Raw genomic sequence first — 17,064 nt, 5'->3', positions numbered from 1 at the left:
TGCATCTTTCTGTTATCCTATCGTTGAAGTAGGGCTTCATAGGAACGAATGGTTAACGAGGAGGTAACGAAGGCATGGAACAAGAATGTAAATTAATACGGGAAAAAGAGTGTGATGGAGAGGTTTTGAAGCGCCCTGCCTTTGCTTGTAGAGAAACGGCATTAGTCCGAGCTACAAAATGGAAAATCCGCACTAATTTGCCTCTTCTTTTCCAATAGAACTTGGTCCTTGAAATCCACTCGAAATTGCCCCGGTTAATCCTCTTGATAAAAGAACGTAGCATTCTCTGAACCAAAAGAAATGACACCGCAAGGCGAAGTCGTAATGCTACTGTATTTAGAAACCCTATATTTTATGCCGTTGCCGAATTTCGAACGTACAACATAAGGGATGCCATTCGGGTTTTCTTTTACTTCGTATGTATGATATACTTGAGGTTTGTAGATTTCAAACAACTTGCCAACCATGAATGTTCCCCACTTGCTTATGTTTAAATACTTTTTACCCCCCCCTATAACTTTTATTAACTTATCAAGGGATATCTGTGTTCGCTTCTCTACGGCTTTCATATACTGCTCTATATACTCCCAGTTTGGCTGATTATTATCCTTGGTAGGCAAATAGATAACACTGGCTTTCATGTCTTCTATCTTCCATTTGTCCGTATAAGCATAATTTCTCCCAACAGACCTTATCAATGGGGCAATAAACAATGCTGCATATTTATTCATTGGGAACTTGGGGTATAACACATTAACATCATCTGTTGCCCAAAATTCCTTGTCCTGATAATAAGTCTGACCGATTGAGCCATTGTAACATACCGTCAATGTCCCTGCTGGATGGGTTTCTTCATTGTTGCCAATGTGATTGGTTATCCCGTTATTGAAAGCCGTAGCTCCAATATACCGTATATCACCCTCTTTCATATCTTTTTTTGTCAATCGGCTTCCTTTGACAATATCAAAAAGGGTTTCCAACTTGAACGGCTCCCAGTTCTGTATATCTATCCTGTTCATTTTTCTGCTTATTTTGGAAATTCTATCACTACTACGTCATCATTTTCTTTTATAGTACTGCTGTACAATACGGATTTCATAACCTTTTCATTAAATTCTTTCACGTCTATACCACGTTGGAACATTTCGTAATCCATCATCGTTTTAATGAAATCCTCCTCGAATATTTCAAACGGAGCGGTAGGCATTTGGTACGAAATATGTTCTAATGGATTAATGATTTGCCGGGTATTGTAAAGGTTATCTTCACCATCTCTGATGGCTGTAATCCAGTAGTCCTCTTTTTCTTGCCAACGGTCTTTGATGTCTTGCCGCCCTTGGTTCTTCACGGTTTCTAATCCGTCTTCCTCAATGTAATATCCTATGATGTTGCGCCCGTTTTGTGGTTTCCCTGCCTCAAAAACAAAGATGGAGGTTGTCACTCCAACACCAAAAAACAAATTTTCAGGCAGTTTAATTATTGTTGTGAGTGTATTGTTTTTTAAAAGTTTGTTGCCGTATTTTTTATCTGCGCCATCTTTCTCCAATTTCTTGTCAGGTAGGATGAACGCACATTTCGTTCCTATGGGTACAGATTTCAATACATTTTCGACAATCTTCAAACATCCGTACTTTCGTTCATATGGAGGGTTCATCAGCACCTTTGTTATTTTCTTGCCCTTAATCCATTCGCAAGCCTCCTCTGTGCGCGTGTCCAGTTGCTCAAGATTTGTTTTCCCGTCTTTGTGGATGAGCATGTTCGCACAGGCAAGCGCAAAAATTTCCCTGTCAAATTCGATACCGAATAATTGGCTTGATTTTATCACCATTGCTTCCGATGTGTTTACGCCACCTGCCTCTTTCACCATATTACACATCGCTTTCACAAGAAAAGCCCCTGAACCACATGTTGCATCCAGCACTCGGTCATGTTGGTTTACCTCTATGAGCCTATACATGAAAGATGTAATATGGTCAGGCGTGAATACCTGTCCGCTTTCCGACTTTTTCTTGTAACGGTTAAACTCGTTGAAGAATATACCCATTACATCTTCACCATTCCAATAATCGGAATTAACACAATCGGAAATTTCAGAGACCCATGTTATAAAGTTGTCTATTGCCTCTTGATTGTTTGTCATATTCATTTTTATTTCTGAATAGACTTCAACAAGAAGGTCTAATTTCAAGTTCTGCTTTCGGTCTTTTTCAAGCGACTTAGACAAGGTATTCAGTATGGAAGATGTCATGAGAGAATATTCCATTCCCTTTTCAAGCATTGCTCCATACCTTTTTGCGACCAATGCACAAGCAGTGATAATCATCCTATGGTATAGATTCTTTATGCCAAATTGGACATGTAAACAGTCATTTATTTTTTTAGTAAGCGAATATATCAACTGCTTATTAATCCGATTTTCTTTGAATAATGCAATATAATAGCGTTTGTTTTGTAGAGTTTTAGCAACATCCGCTATTTCTTCATATTGCCCGCTTCCTTTAATGTATTTGATAACACGAACATCCGTTCCGTTGTAAAGAATACCCACAACACATTTGTATTGCTGGGCTGCTATTTCTACATTTTTGACTAACTCCGCATAGTGCTTTTCAGAAAAGATATCCTCTTTTTCGGATTTGGTTTCTAAAATAATAGCTATATCTTGTTTGTCATTGGGAAGATACCAACCATCGGGCTTGTCTGAAACACCTTTAAAGCCCAATTGATTGAAAGTTGTTATTTGCCCTGTTCCTTGCTTTACACCAAGGTCTTTTTCGTCAAAACCAAGTATAACTTTTGCGTTATCTCTTATTTCGTCTTCTGTCAAATACATTGTTCAAGATCGAGGATTCCATTATTAGGTAACAATAATTCCCGTACATCCATTTTTAGAATGTCTGCAATTTGATATAGTACAAGAATAGTAGGCTGTACTTTGTTTGAGGCATACAGATTGACCATGTTGAAAGTCTTTCCAAGCTTATTTGCCAATTCGGTTTGGCTGATACCTCTTGCCGCCAAGGCCTCTCTTATACGATTCCTGCACATATTATGTTTTGCACATCATTGTTTATTGAGTGCAAAAATATAAAATTTAATTTGGTAATCTTCGTATAGTATCGAAAAAATACTACTTTTGTACCTGAAAGAGTTACTCTATGAAGTAAAACAAAGCAGAACAAGGCAATAGAGACGGTTGCCAACTCATTACCTGAAAACAAGGTAATTATTCTAATCTTCTTTATTCTAAGAGGTTATAAATCATATACAGATTTACTATAAAACTTTGATATATCAGCGGATTAGCCTACTTTTCAGAGTGATTAAGTTGAAAATGGTACTCTATCTTGAAATAAGAGTATTCAATTACCTCTGCAAGATGTGTTTGTACTATACTGTCGTTGTTTTATTTCTTTATGATTTTGTAAATATATGAATAAAATTGAAAACTTAAATAGGGGGGCCGTTATGTGTTCGTTATTCTATCGTTGAAATATGGCTTTATAGGAACGGACAATTAGCGAGGAGGTAGCGAGGACGTAGAACAAGTATGTAAGTTTTGGTATGCAGGAAAAAGAGTGATGGAGTTGATAATATCATGCGGGAGAGAGATTTTTGGGAGGGTAAAAAGGGGGATATAATGAAGATGCGAACTTTTTTATTATCTTTATCCCCGAAAATATATGTTTATCGAATGAAGAAATTTGGCGTTATTATATTCTTCTGTTTGGCGACATTGGGGGTGTCGGCACAATGGAATACGGCAAATATGTTGCGAGTGGGAAAGAGTGCGATCATGTTTGACGACTACGTGAGTGCGATCGAGAATTTCAATAATATCATACGGATAAAGCCCTTTTTATCCGAACCTTATTTTTTCCGGGGACTGGCAAAGTTGAACCTTGATGATTTCGAGGGAGCTATCCGGGATTACACGCAGGCGATAGAGCTGAACCCGAACTATTTCCATGCTTATATGTACCGGGGGATTGCCTATCATAATATGAAACAGTACGAGGAGGCTATGCATGATTATAACACGGCGATCGCGATCAATCCGGGTGAGGCTTACGTGTATGCGAACAGGGCAATTACTGAGGCTGATATGGGAGATTACAAGGCGGCGGAGAAGGATTATTCGAAGGCGTTGATTATCGATAAAAATTTATTACCGGCATATTTGAACCGGGCAATCATGCGGGAGAAACTGGGTGATCAAGAAGGAGCCATCGCGGATTGTAACATGGCCATCAAATTGAATATGTTTTCGGATGATGCTTATGGTTTGAGGGGATATTTAAGGTTTCAAGCAAAAGAGTATCACGATGCGATAGAGGATTACAACAAGGCTTTGAAGATTAACCCGGAAAATAAGCGGATTCTTATGAGCCGGGCGATTACGTGGTACGAGATGAAGAAATATCCCGAGGCATTGGAGGATTACACGGCAGTCTTGAAGGTGGATAGTACTTACGCGTATGCTTATTATAACCGGGCTTTGTTGAGGTCGGAAATCGGGGATGTGAATAATGCCATTCAAGATTTTGACCAAGTGTTGGAAATGAACCCGGATAACATACTGATTTATTTCAATCGCGGGTTGTTGAAGATGGAGATTAAGGATTACGAGGGAGCTTATAACGACTTTTCTCAAAGTATATCAATATACCCGGATTTCGTGAAGGCGTATCTGGCAAGGGCTGCGACGAGCATGGATATGCGGGATTACGATGCGGCCGAAAAGGACCGTTACAAGGCGGAGGAGATCATGGATCGGTATCGACGGATGAAAGACGGAGACCAGAATGCCTTGGTAGATACCACAGAGAATTTCAAGCGATTGATAGATATAAACTCCCGGGATGACCGGATGAAAGACGTGATTAACGGACGTTTGCAAGACCGGAACGTGATTATCGAATTGCAGGATATGTTTATCGTGCAATACCTGTCGCTGGATACATTGCGGAAAGGGAAAGTGCAATATTTCGACAAGCGGATCATGAAGTTTAATCAGGAGCATAATTATAACCCGGCCTTGACAGTTTCAAATAAGAAATTTAATTACCCGAGGGAATTCGAGGATAATTATATCGAGAGTTTGTCTTCGGATATTCGGAAAAACAAGAATGTCACGGATGCTTTGTTGCTGCGCGGTTCGTTGTATCTGAATCGAGGAGATTACACGAAAGCGATCGAGGATTTCCGTGCAGTGTTGGAGCGTGACCCGAATCATCTGTTCGCTTTGATGAACTTGGCAAGCGCCCGTTCCCGGATGTACGATTACATCGAGTCGATAGAAGAGAAGACTTCCCGTGTCGTGGGTGAGGAGAAAAAAGTGGAGCGAAACGTGGATTATTCTTTGGTGCTGGAGGGGAATAACAAATGTTTGGAGATTGATCCGGAGTTCGTTTTTGCCATGTTTAATATTGCTAACGTGTATGCCAAGAGCGGAGAGATTCAGAAAGCAATCGATATGTACACGAAAGTGCTGGAAGTGGATAAGGATATTGCCGAGGCTTATTTTAACCGGGGCTTACTCTATATATACCAAGGAAACCGGAGTGCTGCTAACGTGGATTTGAGTAAGGCCGGGGAGCTTGGATTAACGGATTCTTACAGTATCATCAAGCGCTATTGTTCGGTGGAGGAAGAGTAAGAGGAGATAGAAGTTCATAAGGTCTATAAAGTTTATAAGGTTCATAAGGTTCATAAGGTCGGTGGAGCCCTGCGAGGCTCTTTGGTTACGGTTACTGGGGCAGCCGGGGGGCCTTGTGTGGTTGGAATCTAAAATCTAAAATTTAAAATCTACAATTTTTTAATTCTCCATTCTTTGGGGTAGTAGTTATTTACCCGGTTGCCGACTTCTTTTACCCAGCCTAGCCCGATGCCTTTGTAGGTGATGAGAATCCATTCCCCTTGAGGGGCCTCGAAACGGATGTCTTCTTTGCGTAGGAATTGGAGGGCCGTGGAGAGGTCCACTTCTTGACGGGTAACGTGTTTTTGTTGCAGTTTGTGGTATAGAGCCAGAGCGTGGGCGGGTTTCGTCTTCCCTTTAATACATTCTCCGATTTCACATCCTTTATAAATGACCCCGGCTTTGGAGGAAAGGTATTGGATAAATTCGGCGTGTTGTTTGGGAAGGATGCCTAATGTTTCTCCCGCGATGTAAGGTGTGTATTTTGTCATGTCCGACAGGAGGGGGAGGATGTCTGCCGGGAGTTTGACCGCGGGGGACGGGGTAGCTCGCTTTTCTTTTTTCATGGTAAAGGGTGTCCCGTCATTTTTTTGAATGACTCCCATGAATAAACCTTCTCCGCTAGTTTTGTGCGGGTAGAAATGGTACCCGTGGAGAGGAGAGGGGGACGGGGTGATGGCTGTAAAATTATGCCGGATTTCAACGGATGATGCATCGAACGTGGTTAAAATCCAGTTTAATATATCTTCATTTTCTCCGGGGTTGTAAGTACACGTGCTATACACGAGATAGCCCCCGGGGGCGAGAGCATCCCACACGTCGGAAAGTATTCTTTTTTGACGCTCTTCGCAAAGACGCAGATTATTCTCGCTCCATTCCATGATGGCTTTTTCGTCTTTCCGGAACATACCTTCCCCGGAACAGGGTGCATCCACGAGAATCATGTCGAACGCTCCCTTCATTCCCGTGAAACGATTGGGGTCGCTGTTGGTGACAACAATATGATCATATCCCCATTTAATAATATTTTCTTTGAGAATGGAGGCTCTTGATTTGATTATTTCGTTGGAAACCAGTAGTGAATCCTTGGGTAGATTGTTTGCCAGTAACGTGGATTTACCACCCGGAGCCGCGCATAGGTCGAGAACCCGGAGAGGGGTATCCCCGGTTATCTGCTGAAGAACGACTTGCAGAAACATGGAGGAGGCCTCTTGCACGTAATAAGCTCCCCCGTGTAGCAACGGATCGGAGGTGAACGAGGGACGCTCCTTCAAGTAGTATCCATTACTGCACCAGGGTACTTGTCGGGAAAGTAATTCCGAGAAGGGGAGATCGGTGTTTGCCGTTTTCTCCGGGTTTAACCGGATGGAAGTGGGGGACTCCGAAACTAACGCTTGGAAAAAGGTTTCCGATTCGTTTCCAAGGAGCTGCTGCATCCTTTCTGTAAATGCTGGCGGTAATGAGATCATAGACACTTTGGATTAATGGGGCAAATTTAGTGATTTATTTCCTGATATATTTTACCTTTGCGAGAGAAAAGAGATCGTGGAGTTGATTAATAGACAGAAATAGAATGATTGAGATTAACGAAAATTTTAGTTTAAAAGAATATAACACGTTTGGTATAGACGTGACTTGTAAATATTTTGTGAAGTGTGATCAAGAGAGCGAATTATTGGAATTTGTGGGATCATACGAGTTAGACCCGGAGGAAATTCTACTTTTGGGAGGGGGAAGTAACTTCTTGTTCACGGAGAACTTTGATGGGGTTGTCTTTTATCCCGTGATGCAAGGGTGTGAGATCGTGAGGGAAGATGATAAGTACGTGTTTGTCCGGGTAGGAAGTGGTGTTGTGTGGGATGATTTCGTGGCGTGGGCTGTCGAACACGGGTACGGAGGGGTGGAGAATCTTTCACTGGTTCCCGGCCATGTGGGAGCAACCCCGGTGCAGAATATCGGGGCTTACGGGATGGAAGTCGGGGAATGTATTGACCGGGTGGAAGCCGTGGATATTGTGAAGGGTGAAAGGGTGACGATTGATGCCGAAACATGTCGTTTCAGTTACCGGGACTCTATTTTTAAACATGAGTGGAAGAACCGTTTTCTAGTAACGTATGTCACTTTCCGTTTGGCAAAACATCCCGAGTTCAGATTACATTACGGGAGCGTGAAAGATGAAGTAAACCGTTTGGGTGAACTTTCGTTAAAAACGATACGGCAGGCCATTATTCGCATACGGGAGGCTAAATTGCCGGACGTGAAGGTATTACCTAATGCCGGGAGTTTTTTCAAAAACCCGATGGTTGAACGTGCCGTTGCGGATGCCTTGCTGGAAAAGTATCCCGCGCTGCCGATTTATACCGTGGATGAAGGGCATGTGAAATTGGCTGCCGGGTGGTTAATCGAAACTGCCGGATGGAAGGGAAAAGTTGTCGGCAATGCCGGGGTACACGACAAACAAGCGCTGGTGTTAGTGAACACGGGCGGGGCAACTGGCATAGAAATTGCACATTTAGCTAACGAGATAAAGAAATCCGTGTTCCTTCAGTTTGGAGTATGGTTGGAACCGGAAGTAAACGTGATATAAAAGTGATATTAAAAATTCTGTGATTGACGATTCAATGATTAGGAGATTAAAAAGGAGGGGTGAGGTTGTGGGTGGAAATCACTTAATCGTAAATCATTAAATCACTCAAACGATAGGATCTAAAATTAGAACGGGATGGTAAAATATTCGGAAGAGATAGATATTCGGGGGCATTATACGGATTTGGAAGGACACTTGATCATGAAGTCCTTGTGCGATCTGTTTAATGACGTGGCGAACGTACAGACTTATGCGCTGAAAATAGACGTGCCCACGTTGAACGAGCAAGGATTGACATGGATGCTACACAAGTTACATATTTTGATTAACCGGATGCCGGAACAGGGGGAGAACGTGACGTTGGAAACATGGCCGTCGGGTATTGATCGTTTATTCGCGATTCGTGATTTTAGAATGGTGGCAGGAGAAGAGGTTTTATTGCGGGCTACTTCAGAGTGGATGGTGATAGATGTAAATCGTCGCCGTCCCGTGCGTTTACCGGCTTGCGTGACGGAGACCGCCGCTTTCTGCGTGGATGGTATTCGGGAAATTCCTTTCGAGTTGGATACGAAAAAAATGCCGATAGACTTCGAAAGCACCCGTCGTTTCACGGCAACATACGATAATATCGATTTCAACAAGCACGTCACTCAAGCCACGTATGTGCGCTGGGTTACTAATTCTTTGTCTTACGAGTTCTTGAAGGACCACGAGATCACGGAGTTAGAAATTATTTACGAACATGAAGTGTTACCGGATAGTGTTGTGTGTGCCGGATGTCATGTTGAGGAGGAAGAAAATCGTGTGAAAGTATATCACCAAGTGAGAAATGAAAGTTTGGATAAAACGCATTGTTTTGCTGTTAGTTACTGGAAAAAGCGGTAAGAATTGGGTGCATCTTTTACTGTTTATTTCGTGAAATTCGGGTTAAAATACCGCTTATTTGTTTTGCGATAACGAGAAAATACTATATATTTGCGCCGTTAAAAAATGCCCAAGTGGTGAAATTGGTATACACGCTACTTTGAGGTGGTAGTGGCCGTTCGGCTGTGCAAGTTCGAGTCTTGTCTTGGGCACAAATACCCTTCCTAATCGATTGATTTTGAAGGGTATTTTTGTTAAAGAGAATCCCTGTTGGAATGATTACGATTTTGGATATCGTTTTCTTTAAAGCCTGTTTAAATTTTGTTGAACAAAATCTTGTCGTTGTTTGATTACCTCTAGGTCATGCCAATGTTCCTTCGATGTTCCTATATGTCTTCTTCTTGATTCGTGCTGCGTTTAAATGTGTTTCCTCCGGCGATCACTCGCAAGTGACACGGAGAAAGCACGGAGAAGACACGGAGAAAACCTAGCCAAACAATAGAGTAACAGCGTATTATAGGAGTAATAAAGCACTTGTTGGAGGATAACTATCTTATAACGAGATGGTTGGTCTGAAAAGTATATGTAAATTCGAGAAATTTTCTTCCTGCAAGGTCGTTAGATAAATCCTATTTGACGGGGCAGTCTAAAAAGTCCTGCTTGTATTTGCCAACTACCCCCTCCAGCTCCCCCTTACACAGGGGGAGAAACCGCTTGGTAATCAGCTCTCCCCCTGTGTAAGGGGGAGTTAGTGGGGGTCGTTGTTTAAAATTGACTTTTTGAGACAGTCCCATTAGTTTCGCCTTTATATTGTATGATGGCGTGAATTGAGGTTTTTTCTTTACTTTTGCCTGCGAGATAAAAATTAATATATATTTTTAGTACATCGAACATGCTTAATATGGCTGATCAACGTTACTCGGAATGATATAAATACGTGTTGGATTGTCGGAAAAAGAAACGAGAGAGAATGAATAATCAGAGTTATGGAAGAAAAAATAAAAACTCTTTTCAAACAATATAGTGGTAGTGATGCACGGCGAGTGGAGCCGTTGCCGGTGTCCGGTTCGGCCCGGAGATATTACCGGGTGTTTACGGGAGACCGGACATACGTGGGTGTGTACCACGAGAATTTGCGGGAGAATCGTTTGTTCGTGGATTTTACACGGCATTTTGAAAAATCCCGTTTGCATGTTCCGCACGTGTATTGTGTTTCGGAGGACGGGTTTTGTTATTTACAGGATGATCTGGGGCCGGATATGTTGCTGGATGTCGTGGAGCGGGAGCGAGAGGGTGAATTCCTGAGCGAGCATACCATGGAATTGTATCGGAAAGCCTTGTCCGAGTTGTTGAAATTCCAGTTGGAGGGAGGAAAGGGACTGGATTATTCGGGATGTCTGCCTCGTCCTGTTTTTGATGAACGTTGTATCCGGTGGGATTTGAACTATTTTAAATATTGTTTTTTGAAATTGGCGGGAGTGGAGGCTGACGAGGATCGACTGGAGGATGATTTCGATCGGTTGACGGCGAAACTGGTCATGGCCGGGGCGGATGGTTTCATGTTCCGGGATTTCCAGTCCAGAAATATCATGGTCCTTGATAACGAGGTGTATTTTATCGATTACCAGGGAGGAAGGCAAGGGGCTTTGCACTATGACGTGGCGTCCTTATTATATGACGCGATAGTGAAAATTCCTGAAAATCAAAAGGAAGAATTATTAGATTTCTATATCCGGGAATTGACGGAGAGCGAGCCGGGATATGCGGAAAAGTTCCGGGAAATATATTATCATTTCGTGCTGGTGCGTTTGTTACAGGCTATGGGTGCGTTTGGATTACGCGGTCTGCACGAGGGAAAACCTCATTTTATTGACTCGATTGTTCCCGGTTTGCAGGGGATTAGCACGTTGTTTGAATCCGGCAAGCTGGAAGGAGAATATCCCGAGATTCAGTATGCTATCCGAATGGCTTTTGAAAAATACTTTGTACCTTTGCACCCTGAAAGTAAAGAATAACCATTAAAATAATAGACAGATATGAACACTGTTGCAGAACAAGTAGCGTCACATTTGCTACAGATCAAAGCGATAAAATTAGAACCGAATCACCCTTTTACATGGGCTTCCGGGTGGAAATCTCCCATTTATTGTGATAACCGGAAGACGTTGTCTTACCCGGAAGTACGTACGTATATTCGGGACCAGTTCGTGAATTTGATTAAAACAAAATACCCACAGGTGGAATTGATCGCCGGGGTGGCAACCGGTGCTATTGCCCAAGGAGCTTTGGTTGCACAGGAATTGGGGTTGCCGTTCGTGTACGTGCGTTCTGCTGCCAAGAATCACGGGTTGGAAAATCTGATTGAAGGTGAATATAAAGAAGGTCAAAAAGTAGTCGTGGTGGAGGATCTGATCTCTACCGGGGGATCCAGCTTGCAGGCCGTGGAAGCGTTGAGAAATGCAGGATGTGACGTGTTGGGAATGGTGGCTATTTTCACCTATGGATTCCAGAAAGCGATAGATAATTTCACGAATGCTCATTGCGTACTGGATACGTTGAGTGACTACAACGCCATGATTGACCTGGCCCAGAAAACCGGGTACGTGCAGGAGAGCGATGTGGCCAAGTTGAAGGAGTGGCGTCTGAGCCCGGAATCTTATAAATAAAAGGTATGGCAACACGAGTTGTTAGTGACGTTCAGAAAATAAATAGTGCGATTGCAGACGTGTACGCATTTCTTTCTGATTTCTCGAAGATCGGGAAATTGATCGAGACGGCTCGCCAGATGGGGGCCGGTAATCAAATGCCGGAACTGGCTGACAAGATCGAGGATGTTCGCACCACGGAAGATGCCTGCACTTTTATGGTAAAAGGCGTTGGTGAAATGGGGATGAAAATCGTGGAGAGGGAAGAACCGAAATTGATTAAACTGGAGGGGGATGGACGTTTGCCTTTTGAATTTCAAGTATGGATTCAGTTGTTGGATAACGGCCCTTATGATACCCGGTTACGAATAACGGCAGAGGCGGAGTTGAACATGATGATGAAAATGTTGCTGAAGGGAAAACTGGAAAAGGGAATCAATCAACTGGCAGAAGGTCTGGCAAAAATTCCTTACGGGTATATACGATAATAAAAAAGCTCTTCATCGTGAAGAGCTTTTTTGGTTATTTGGATAGATCGTCAAAATCAATGTCGTCAAATTTGTTTGTTTCAACTTCTTCTTGGACTGCCATTGTTTCTCCGTTAAGAGCTGCTTTGATGTAAGCGACAGCGTTGTCAAGCCCCTCTGCAAATTTATCAAAGTCTTCTTTGTATAAAAAGATCTTGTGCTTTTCGTAATTCTGAGAACCGTCTTTTTCGAGTTTCTTTTTGCTTTCAGTAATCGTTAGATAGTAATCGTTATTACGAGTAGCTTTTACATCAAAAAAATAAGTCCTTTTCCCTGCTCTCACCGGTTTTGAATAGATCTCATCCCGATCATTCATTTCCATACCGTCATTCTTTTCGTAACCTTCCATGTTTAAATTAAAATTATTAATTAGACTTTGCGTTTCAAAAGTAGGAAAAATAATATAACAACATCCATTTTTGTAATATTTTTTTCTCCTTGTCTATCAATATCTTACTTTGCTGAAAACGTTTTAAAAAGCGTGTATTTGTTTGAAATGGGTGTAATGTATTGGTAATCATTGTGTTGATCTGGATAAGGTAAGCGAGAGACGGTTGTTTTCTCCAAGTACAATGAAAATGAATTTTACCGGTTCATGGGTAGGTGGTTATATAGTGTGATGATGAATATTGTTTCCGGGGCATTTTGATACATAGTTGTACAAAACGAATAAAACCGTATCTTTGTATGTTTTAAATTCGTAAATTTCAGACAATGGAGACAGTAGTAAGTGGAATTAGGCCTACGGGTAATTTGCACCTGGGAAATTATTTTGGTGCGGTGAAGAATTTTCTAAAAATGCAGGACGAGTATAAATGTTTCTTTTTTATTGCCGATTGGCACTCGTTAACGACGCATCCTCACCCGGGTAACGTGGTGGAGAACGTGCGGAAGATTCTGGCGGAGTACCTCGCTTGTGGTTTGAATCCAGAGAAGGCGACAATTTACGTGCAAAGTGACATAAAGGAGATTGCCGAGTTGTATTTGTATTTAAACATGAATGCTTATCTTGGCGAGTTGGAACGTACGACTACTTTTAAGGAAAAGGCTCGTAAACAGCCGGATAACGTGAATGCAGGTTTGTTGACCTATCCCACGTTGATGGCCGCGGATATTATTATACACAGGGCTCATAAAGTGCCTGTCGGAAAAGACCAGGAGCAAAACATGGAGATGGCCCGGAAATTTGCCCGGAGATTTAATACCATATACGGGAGTGAGTTGTTCCCGGAACCGGCATCTTTCTCCTACACGGGAGAAGGAATCAAGATTCCGGGGTTGGATGGTTCCGGGAAGATGGGAAAATCAGAGGGAAATGCTATTTATCTGGTTGACGATGCTGCAACAATACGTAAAAAGGTGATGAAAGCCGTAACCGATAGCGGGCCAACCGAGCCGAACAGCGTGAAACCGGAGGTGATCCAGAATTTATTTACCTTGATGGATGTCGTTTCTTCGAAAGACACGTATGATTATTTCAACGAGAAGTATAATAATTGTGAAATTCGTTACGGAGATTTGAAAAAACAGTTGGCGGAAGATATTATTAATTTCTGCTCTCCGATTCGGGAACGAATCATGGAATACGCTGCTAACCCGGATAATCTGGATAAGGTTGCTGCGGCCGGGGCCGAAAAAGCAAGGGCTAGTGCGGCAACTACGATGAAAGAAGTGCGTAAACTTATCGGTTTCCGCTAGTAGTATAAACATAGAATTGAAAATTGAAATGCCCTGTCATTTTCAATTTTCAATTTTCAATTTTCAATTGTTATGTACGAATATATAAAAGGTGAATTAGTGGAGGCAACTCCGGCAAATGCGGTTGTTGATTGTGGCGGGGTCGGGTATTATATTCATATTTCGGTTAATACTTATTCTAAGATCGCTTCCCAGAATCAGGTTATGCTTTATATTCACCAGATCGTGCGGGAAGATGCTCATTTGTTGTATGGTTTTTTTTCTAAGGAGGAGAGAAGTTTGTTTCGGGCATTGATTTCTGTTTCCGGGATTGGCGCTAACACTGCGAATGTCATGTTGAGTTCAATGTCGGTGGAGGAGATAACTGGAGCGATACTTACAGAGAATGTAAATGCTATAAAGAGCGTGAAGGGAATAGGTGTGAAGACTGCTCAGCGTGTTATTATAGAGTTGAAGGATAAAGTAGGTAAAGAGGGTGTTCCTGTAGAGGGGTTGAGTCTTTCTACGAGTGCGGTTCGGGAAGAGGCACAAGCAGCTTTGGTGATGTTGGGCTTTGCTCGAGCCCAGGTGGCGAAGACTTTGGACAAGATTTTGGCTTCGGAAAAGGTCGAAACAGTTGAGAATCTTATCAAGTTGGCTTTAAAACATTTGTAATTTTACTATCTCCTGTTAGTGTTTTCCTCGGCGCTAGTTCGCCGTTGGGCTATACCATGAACATAGCATATACATAGCATATACATGGCATGAACACTGGCGTGTGTGGTTGTCGAGTTCTTGGAGAGCAGTTGTCGAGTTCTCGTGGTAGCCCGTTCCCCTTTTAACCCCGAGTAAGGGGTGATGACAGGGTGCGAACGGGTAGAAGACAGGAGTTAAAGGCGTTTCACACTCGAATCAAGGACGAATCAAAGACGTTCACGGGTGTCCATGAAAGGTGCTTGCCGGGCGAGAGCGCGGTCCCTTTTCCCGGTCGTGCCGCCTTTCCCTCCCTTTTCCCGGTGGTCTTTCCCGTTTTCCCGGTAAAATTTTTTCTCCCTAACGTTTTGCCAGTCACGGTATTGGTCGGGGGCTTGAAAAAAAGATGAAAAATAATGGTGAAAAAATTTGGAAAAGGGGGAATCATTGCCTTATCTTTGCACCCGCTTTCGAGAGAGAGGGCACGAGGGAAAGAGGTTAAACGAGGGGACGGGAAAAAAGTTTGAAAAAAAAGCTTGAAAAGTTTGGAGAATGAAAAACAAGCCTTACCTTTGCAGCCGCTTTCAGAACGAAGGCTTAGGGGATCGGGAGAAGGGGAGATAAAAATTGAAAAGAAGAGTTCTTTAAGATATTGAAATGAACAAAACGTAGCGAGCGTGAATCGAAATCGACGGTAGTCGAGATTCAAGAAACACATGACCCGGCCAGAACAAAATTTCTGTAAATAACTTTTACCATGAAGAGTTTGATCCTGGCTCAGGATGAACGCTAGCGACAGGCTTAACACATGCAAGTCGAGGGGCAGCGGGGAGTAGCAATACTTCGCCGGCGACCGGCGCACGGGTGAGTAACACGTGTGCAACCAACCCCGTACCGGGAGATAACCCGCGGAAACGTGGACTAACATCCCATAACACTGGAGGATCGCATGATCTTTCATTTAAAATTCCGGTGGTACGGGACGGGCACGCGCGACATTAGGTAGTTGGCGGGGTAACGGCCCACCAAGCCGACGATGTCTAGGGGTTCTGAGAGGAAGGTCCCCCACACTGGAACTGAGACACGGTCCAGACTCCTACGGGAGGCAGCAGTGAGGAATATTGGTCAATGGGCGAGAGCCTGAACCAGCCAAGTCGCGTGAGGGAAGAATGGTCTATGGCCTGTAAACCTCTTTTGCCAGGGAAGAATAAATTGCACGCGTGCGATCTTGCCAGTACCTGACGAATAAGCATCGGCTAACTCCGTGCCAGCAGCCGCGGTAATACGGGGGATGCGAGCGTTATCCGGATTTATTGGGTTTAAAGGGCGCGTAGGCGGGACGCCAAGTCAGCGGTAAAAGACTGCAGCTAAACTGTAGCACGCCGTTGAAACTGGCGACCTGGAGACGAGACGAGGGAGGCGGAACAAGTGAAGTAGCGGTGAAATGCTTAGATATCACTTGGAACCCCGATAGCGAAGGCAGCTTCCCAGGCTCGATCTGACGCTGATGCGCGAGAGCGTGGGTAGCGAACAGGATTAGATACCCTGGTAGTCCACGCCGTAAACGATGCTCACTGGATCTTGGCGATACACCGCCAGGGTTCAAGCGAAAGTATTAAGTGAGCCACCTGGGGAGTACGTCGGCAACGATGAAACTCAAAGGAATTGACGGGGGCCCGCACAAGCGGAGGAACATGTGGTTTAATTCGATGATACGCGAGGAACCTTACCCGGGTTTAAATGTATTTTGCATGAGGTGGAAACACTTCTTCCCTTCGGGGCTAGATACAAGGTGCTGCATGGTTGTCGTCAGCTCGTGCCGTGAGGTGTCGGGTTAAGTCCCATAACGAGCGCAACCCCTATCGCCAGTTGCCAGCGGCTGAGGCCGGGCACTCTGTCGAGACTGCCACCGTAAGGTGCGAGGAAGGCGGGGATGACGTCAAATCAGCACGGCCCTTACACCCGGGGCGACACACGTGTTACAATGGCCGGTACAGAGGGCAGCCACGGGGTGACCCGGAGCGAATCTCTAAAGCCGGTCGTAGTTCGGACTGGAGTCTGCAACCCGACTCCACGAAGTTGGATTCGCTAGTAATCGCGCATCAGCCATGGCGCGGTGAATACGTTCCCGGGCCTTGTACACACCGCCCGTCAAGCCATGGAAGCCGGGAGTACCTGAAGATCGTGACCGCGAGGAACGGGCTAGGGTAATACCGGTAACTGGGGCTAAGTCGTAACAAGGTAGCCGTACCGGAAGGTGCGGCTGGAACACCTCCTTTCTGGAGACGAGTTCATGTGGCTCGCTACCGGCAGTTCATTATCAACGGGATTCCCTCGAGGGATCTTTAGAGACGAGGCTCGTTGCCTTGGTCC

Annotated in this window: 13 protein-coding genes, 1 tRNA gene and 1 rRNA gene; 10 read left to right on the top strand and 5 right to left on the bottom strand. The window is 43.8% G+C overall.

Annotation, left to right across the window (positions count from 1 at the left end):
* Window positions 1-254: 254 nt before the first annotated feature.
* From F1644_RS07520 to F1644_RS07510, 3 genes are read right to left on the bottom strand one after another with little or no spacing between them, the layout of a single operon-like run.
* Window positions 255-1,019, bottom strand: a complete 765-nt coding sequence (locus tag F1644_RS07520) for a restriction endonuclease subunit S (protein WP_317147149.1) — start codon at window positions 1,017-1,019, stop codon at window positions 255-257.
* A gap of 8 nt (window positions 1,020-1,027) precedes the next feature.
* Complete coding sequence (locus F1644_RS07515) at window positions 1,028-2,833, bottom strand: HsdM family class I SAM-dependent methyltransferase (protein ID WP_168044620.1); 1,806 nt, start codon at window positions 2,831-2,833, stop codon at window positions 1,028-1,030.
* Window positions 2,824-3,048 (bottom strand): helix-turn-helix domain-containing protein, encoded by a 225-nt coding sequence (locus tag F1644_RS07510; protein ID WP_168044621.1) that lies wholly within the window; start codon window positions 3,046-3,048, stop codon window positions 2,824-2,826. Before F1644_RS07510 ends, F1644_RS07515 begins: the two co-directional genes overlap by 10 nt.
* Window positions 3,049-3,694: 646 nt before the next feature.
* On the opposite strand from F1644_RS07510, the gene F1644_RS07505 reads away from it, so the two are divergent.
* A complete protein-coding gene (locus F1644_RS07505; RefSeq protein ID WP_229128348.1) occupies window positions 3,695-5,659 on the top strand; it encodes a tetratricopeptide repeat protein in 1,965 nt (654 codons plus the stop codon).
* A gap of 149 nt (window positions 5,660-5,808) precedes the next feature.
* Here F1644_RS07505 and F1644_RS07500 read toward each other — a convergent pair whose 3' ends face one another.
* Window positions 5,809-7,167 (bottom strand): methyltransferase RsmF C-terminal domain-like protein, encoded by a 1,359-nt coding sequence (locus tag F1644_RS07500; RefSeq protein WP_168044622.1) that lies wholly within the window; start codon window positions 7,165-7,167, stop codon window positions 5,809-5,811.
* Between the two features lie 104 nt (window positions 7,168-7,271).
* Here F1644_RS07500 and murB point away from each other — a divergent pair, with 104 nt between their 5' ends.
* From murB to F1644_RS07470, 6 genes are all read left to right on the top strand, one after another.
* A complete protein-coding gene (murB, locus tag F1644_RS07495) occupies window positions 7,272-8,285 on the top strand; it encodes a UDP-N-acetylmuramate dehydrogenase (RefSeq protein ID WP_168044623.1) in 1,014 nt (337 codons plus the stop codon).
* Between the two features lie 135 nt (window positions 8,286-8,420).
* Window positions 8,421-9,170 carry an acyl-[acyl-carrier-protein] thioesterase gene (locus F1644_RS07490; RefSeq protein WP_168044624.1) on the top strand — a complete coding sequence of 250 codons (750 nt, stop codon included), beginning with the start codon at window positions 8,421-8,423 and terminating at the stop codon, window positions 9,168-9,170.
* 107 nt (window positions 9,171-9,277) lie between these two features.
* A tRNA-Leu gene (locus F1644_RS07485) sits at window positions 9,278-9,361 on the top strand.
* A 774-nt stretch (window positions 9,362-10,135) separates the two neighbouring features.
* Entirely contained in the window at window positions 10,136-11,164 is a 1,029-nt protein-coding gene (locus tag F1644_RS07480) for an aminoglycoside phosphotransferase family protein (protein ID WP_168044625.1), read from the top strand.
* Between the two features lie 21 nt (window positions 11,165-11,185).
* Window positions 11,186-11,815 (top strand): orotate phosphoribosyltransferase, encoded by a 630-nt coding sequence (gene pyrE, locus F1644_RS07475; RefSeq protein WP_027201274.1) that lies wholly within the window; start codon window positions 11,186-11,188, stop codon window positions 11,813-11,815.
* Window positions 11,816-11,820: 5 nt separating this feature from the next.
* Window positions 11,821-12,282: an SRPBCC family protein gene (locus tag F1644_RS07470; protein WP_087421917.1), complete on the top strand. Its 462-nt coding sequence runs from the start codon at window positions 11,821-11,823 to the stop codon at window positions 12,280-12,282.
* 34 nt (window positions 12,283-12,316) lie between these two features.
* Here the strand turns inward: F1644_RS07470 and F1644_RS07465 are convergent, their stop codons facing one another.
* The gene (locus F1644_RS07465; RefSeq protein ID WP_027201276.1) at window positions 12,317-12,670 is read right to left on the bottom strand and encodes a DUF3276 family protein; all 354 of its coding nucleotides are present in this window, start codon (window positions 12,668-12,670) and stop codon (window positions 12,317-12,319) included.
* Window positions 12,671-13,035: 365 nt separating this feature from the next.
* Between F1644_RS07465 and trpS the strand changes: the two genes are divergently transcribed.
* The 3 genes from trpS (at window position 13,036) to F1644_RS07450 (ending at window position 16,970) form a co-directional block, all read left to right on the top strand.
* On the top strand, window positions 13,036-14,019 hold the full coding sequence (trpS, locus tag F1644_RS07460) for a tryptophan--tRNA ligase (protein ID WP_168044626.1): 984 nt from the start codon (window positions 13,036-13,038) through the stop codon (window positions 14,017-14,019).
* Between the two features lie 72 nt (window positions 14,020-14,091).
* Window positions 14,092-14,673, top strand: a complete 582-nt coding sequence (ruvA, locus tag F1644_RS07455; protein ID WP_087421915.1) for a Holliday junction branch migration protein RuvA — start codon at window positions 14,092-14,094, stop codon at window positions 14,671-14,673.
* A 772-nt stretch (window positions 14,674-15,445) separates the two neighbouring features.
* Window positions 15,446-16,970 (top strand): 16S ribosomal RNA (locus F1644_RS07450).
* Window positions 16,971-17,064: the final 94 nt, after the last annotated feature.

Origin of the sequence: Butyricimonas paravirosa, assembly GCF_032878955.1 — a bacterium.
In the GTDB taxonomy this organism is placed as follows: domain Bacteria; phylum Bacteroidota; class Bacteroidia; order Bacteroidales; family Marinifilaceae; genus Butyricimonas; species Butyricimonas paravirosa.
Note: the sequence above shows the minus strand (reverse complement) of the source record. Positions and strands in the feature narration are given on the sequence as shown.

Coding starts and splice junctions, on each gene's coding strand:
- F1644_RS07520 (WP_317147149.1), bottom strand. CDS start 1,019: ATGAACAGGATAGATATACAGAACTGGGAGCCGTTCAAGTTGGAAACC.
- F1644_RS07515 (WP_168044620.1), bottom strand. CDS start 2,833: ATGTATTTGACAGAAGACGAAATAAGAGATAACGCAAAAGTTATACTT.
- F1644_RS07510 (WP_168044621.1), bottom strand. CDS start 3,048: ATGTGCAGGAATCGTATAAGAGAGGCCTTGGCGGCAAGAGGTATCAGC.
- F1644_RS07505 (WP_229128348.1), top strand. CDS start 3,695: ATGAAGAAATTTGGCGTTATTATATTCTTCTGTTTGGCGACATTGGGG.
- F1644_RS07500 (WP_168044622.1), bottom strand. CDS start 7,167: ATGATCTCATTACCGCCAGCATTTACAGAAAGGATGCAGCAGCTCCTT.
- murB (WP_168044623.1), top strand. CDS start 7,272: ATGATTGAGATTAACGAAAATTTTAGTTTAAAAGAATATAACACGTTT.
- F1644_RS07490 (WP_168044624.1), top strand. CDS start 8,421: ATGGTAAAATATTCGGAAGAGATAGATATTCGGGGGCATTATACGGAT.
- F1644_RS07480 (WP_168044625.1), top strand. CDS start 10,136: ATGGAAGAAAAAATAAAAACTCTTTTCAAACAATATAGTGGTAGTGAT.
- pyrE (WP_027201274.1), top strand. CDS start 11,186: ATGAACACTGTTGCAGAACAAGTAGCGTCACATTTGCTACAGATCAAA.
- F1644_RS07470 (WP_087421917.1), top strand. CDS start 11,821: ATGGCAACACGAGTTGTTAGTGACGTTCAGAAAATAAATAGTGCGATT.
- F1644_RS07465 (WP_027201276.1), bottom strand. CDS start 12,670: ATGGAAGGTTACGAAAAGAATGACGGTATGGAAATGAATGATCGGGAT.
- trpS (WP_168044626.1), top strand. CDS start 13,036: ATGGAGACAGTAGTAAGTGGAATTAGGCCTACGGGTAATTTGCACCTG.
- ruvA (WP_087421915.1), top strand. CDS start 14,092: ATGTACGAATATATAAAAGGTGAATTAGTGGAGGCAACTCCGGCAAAT.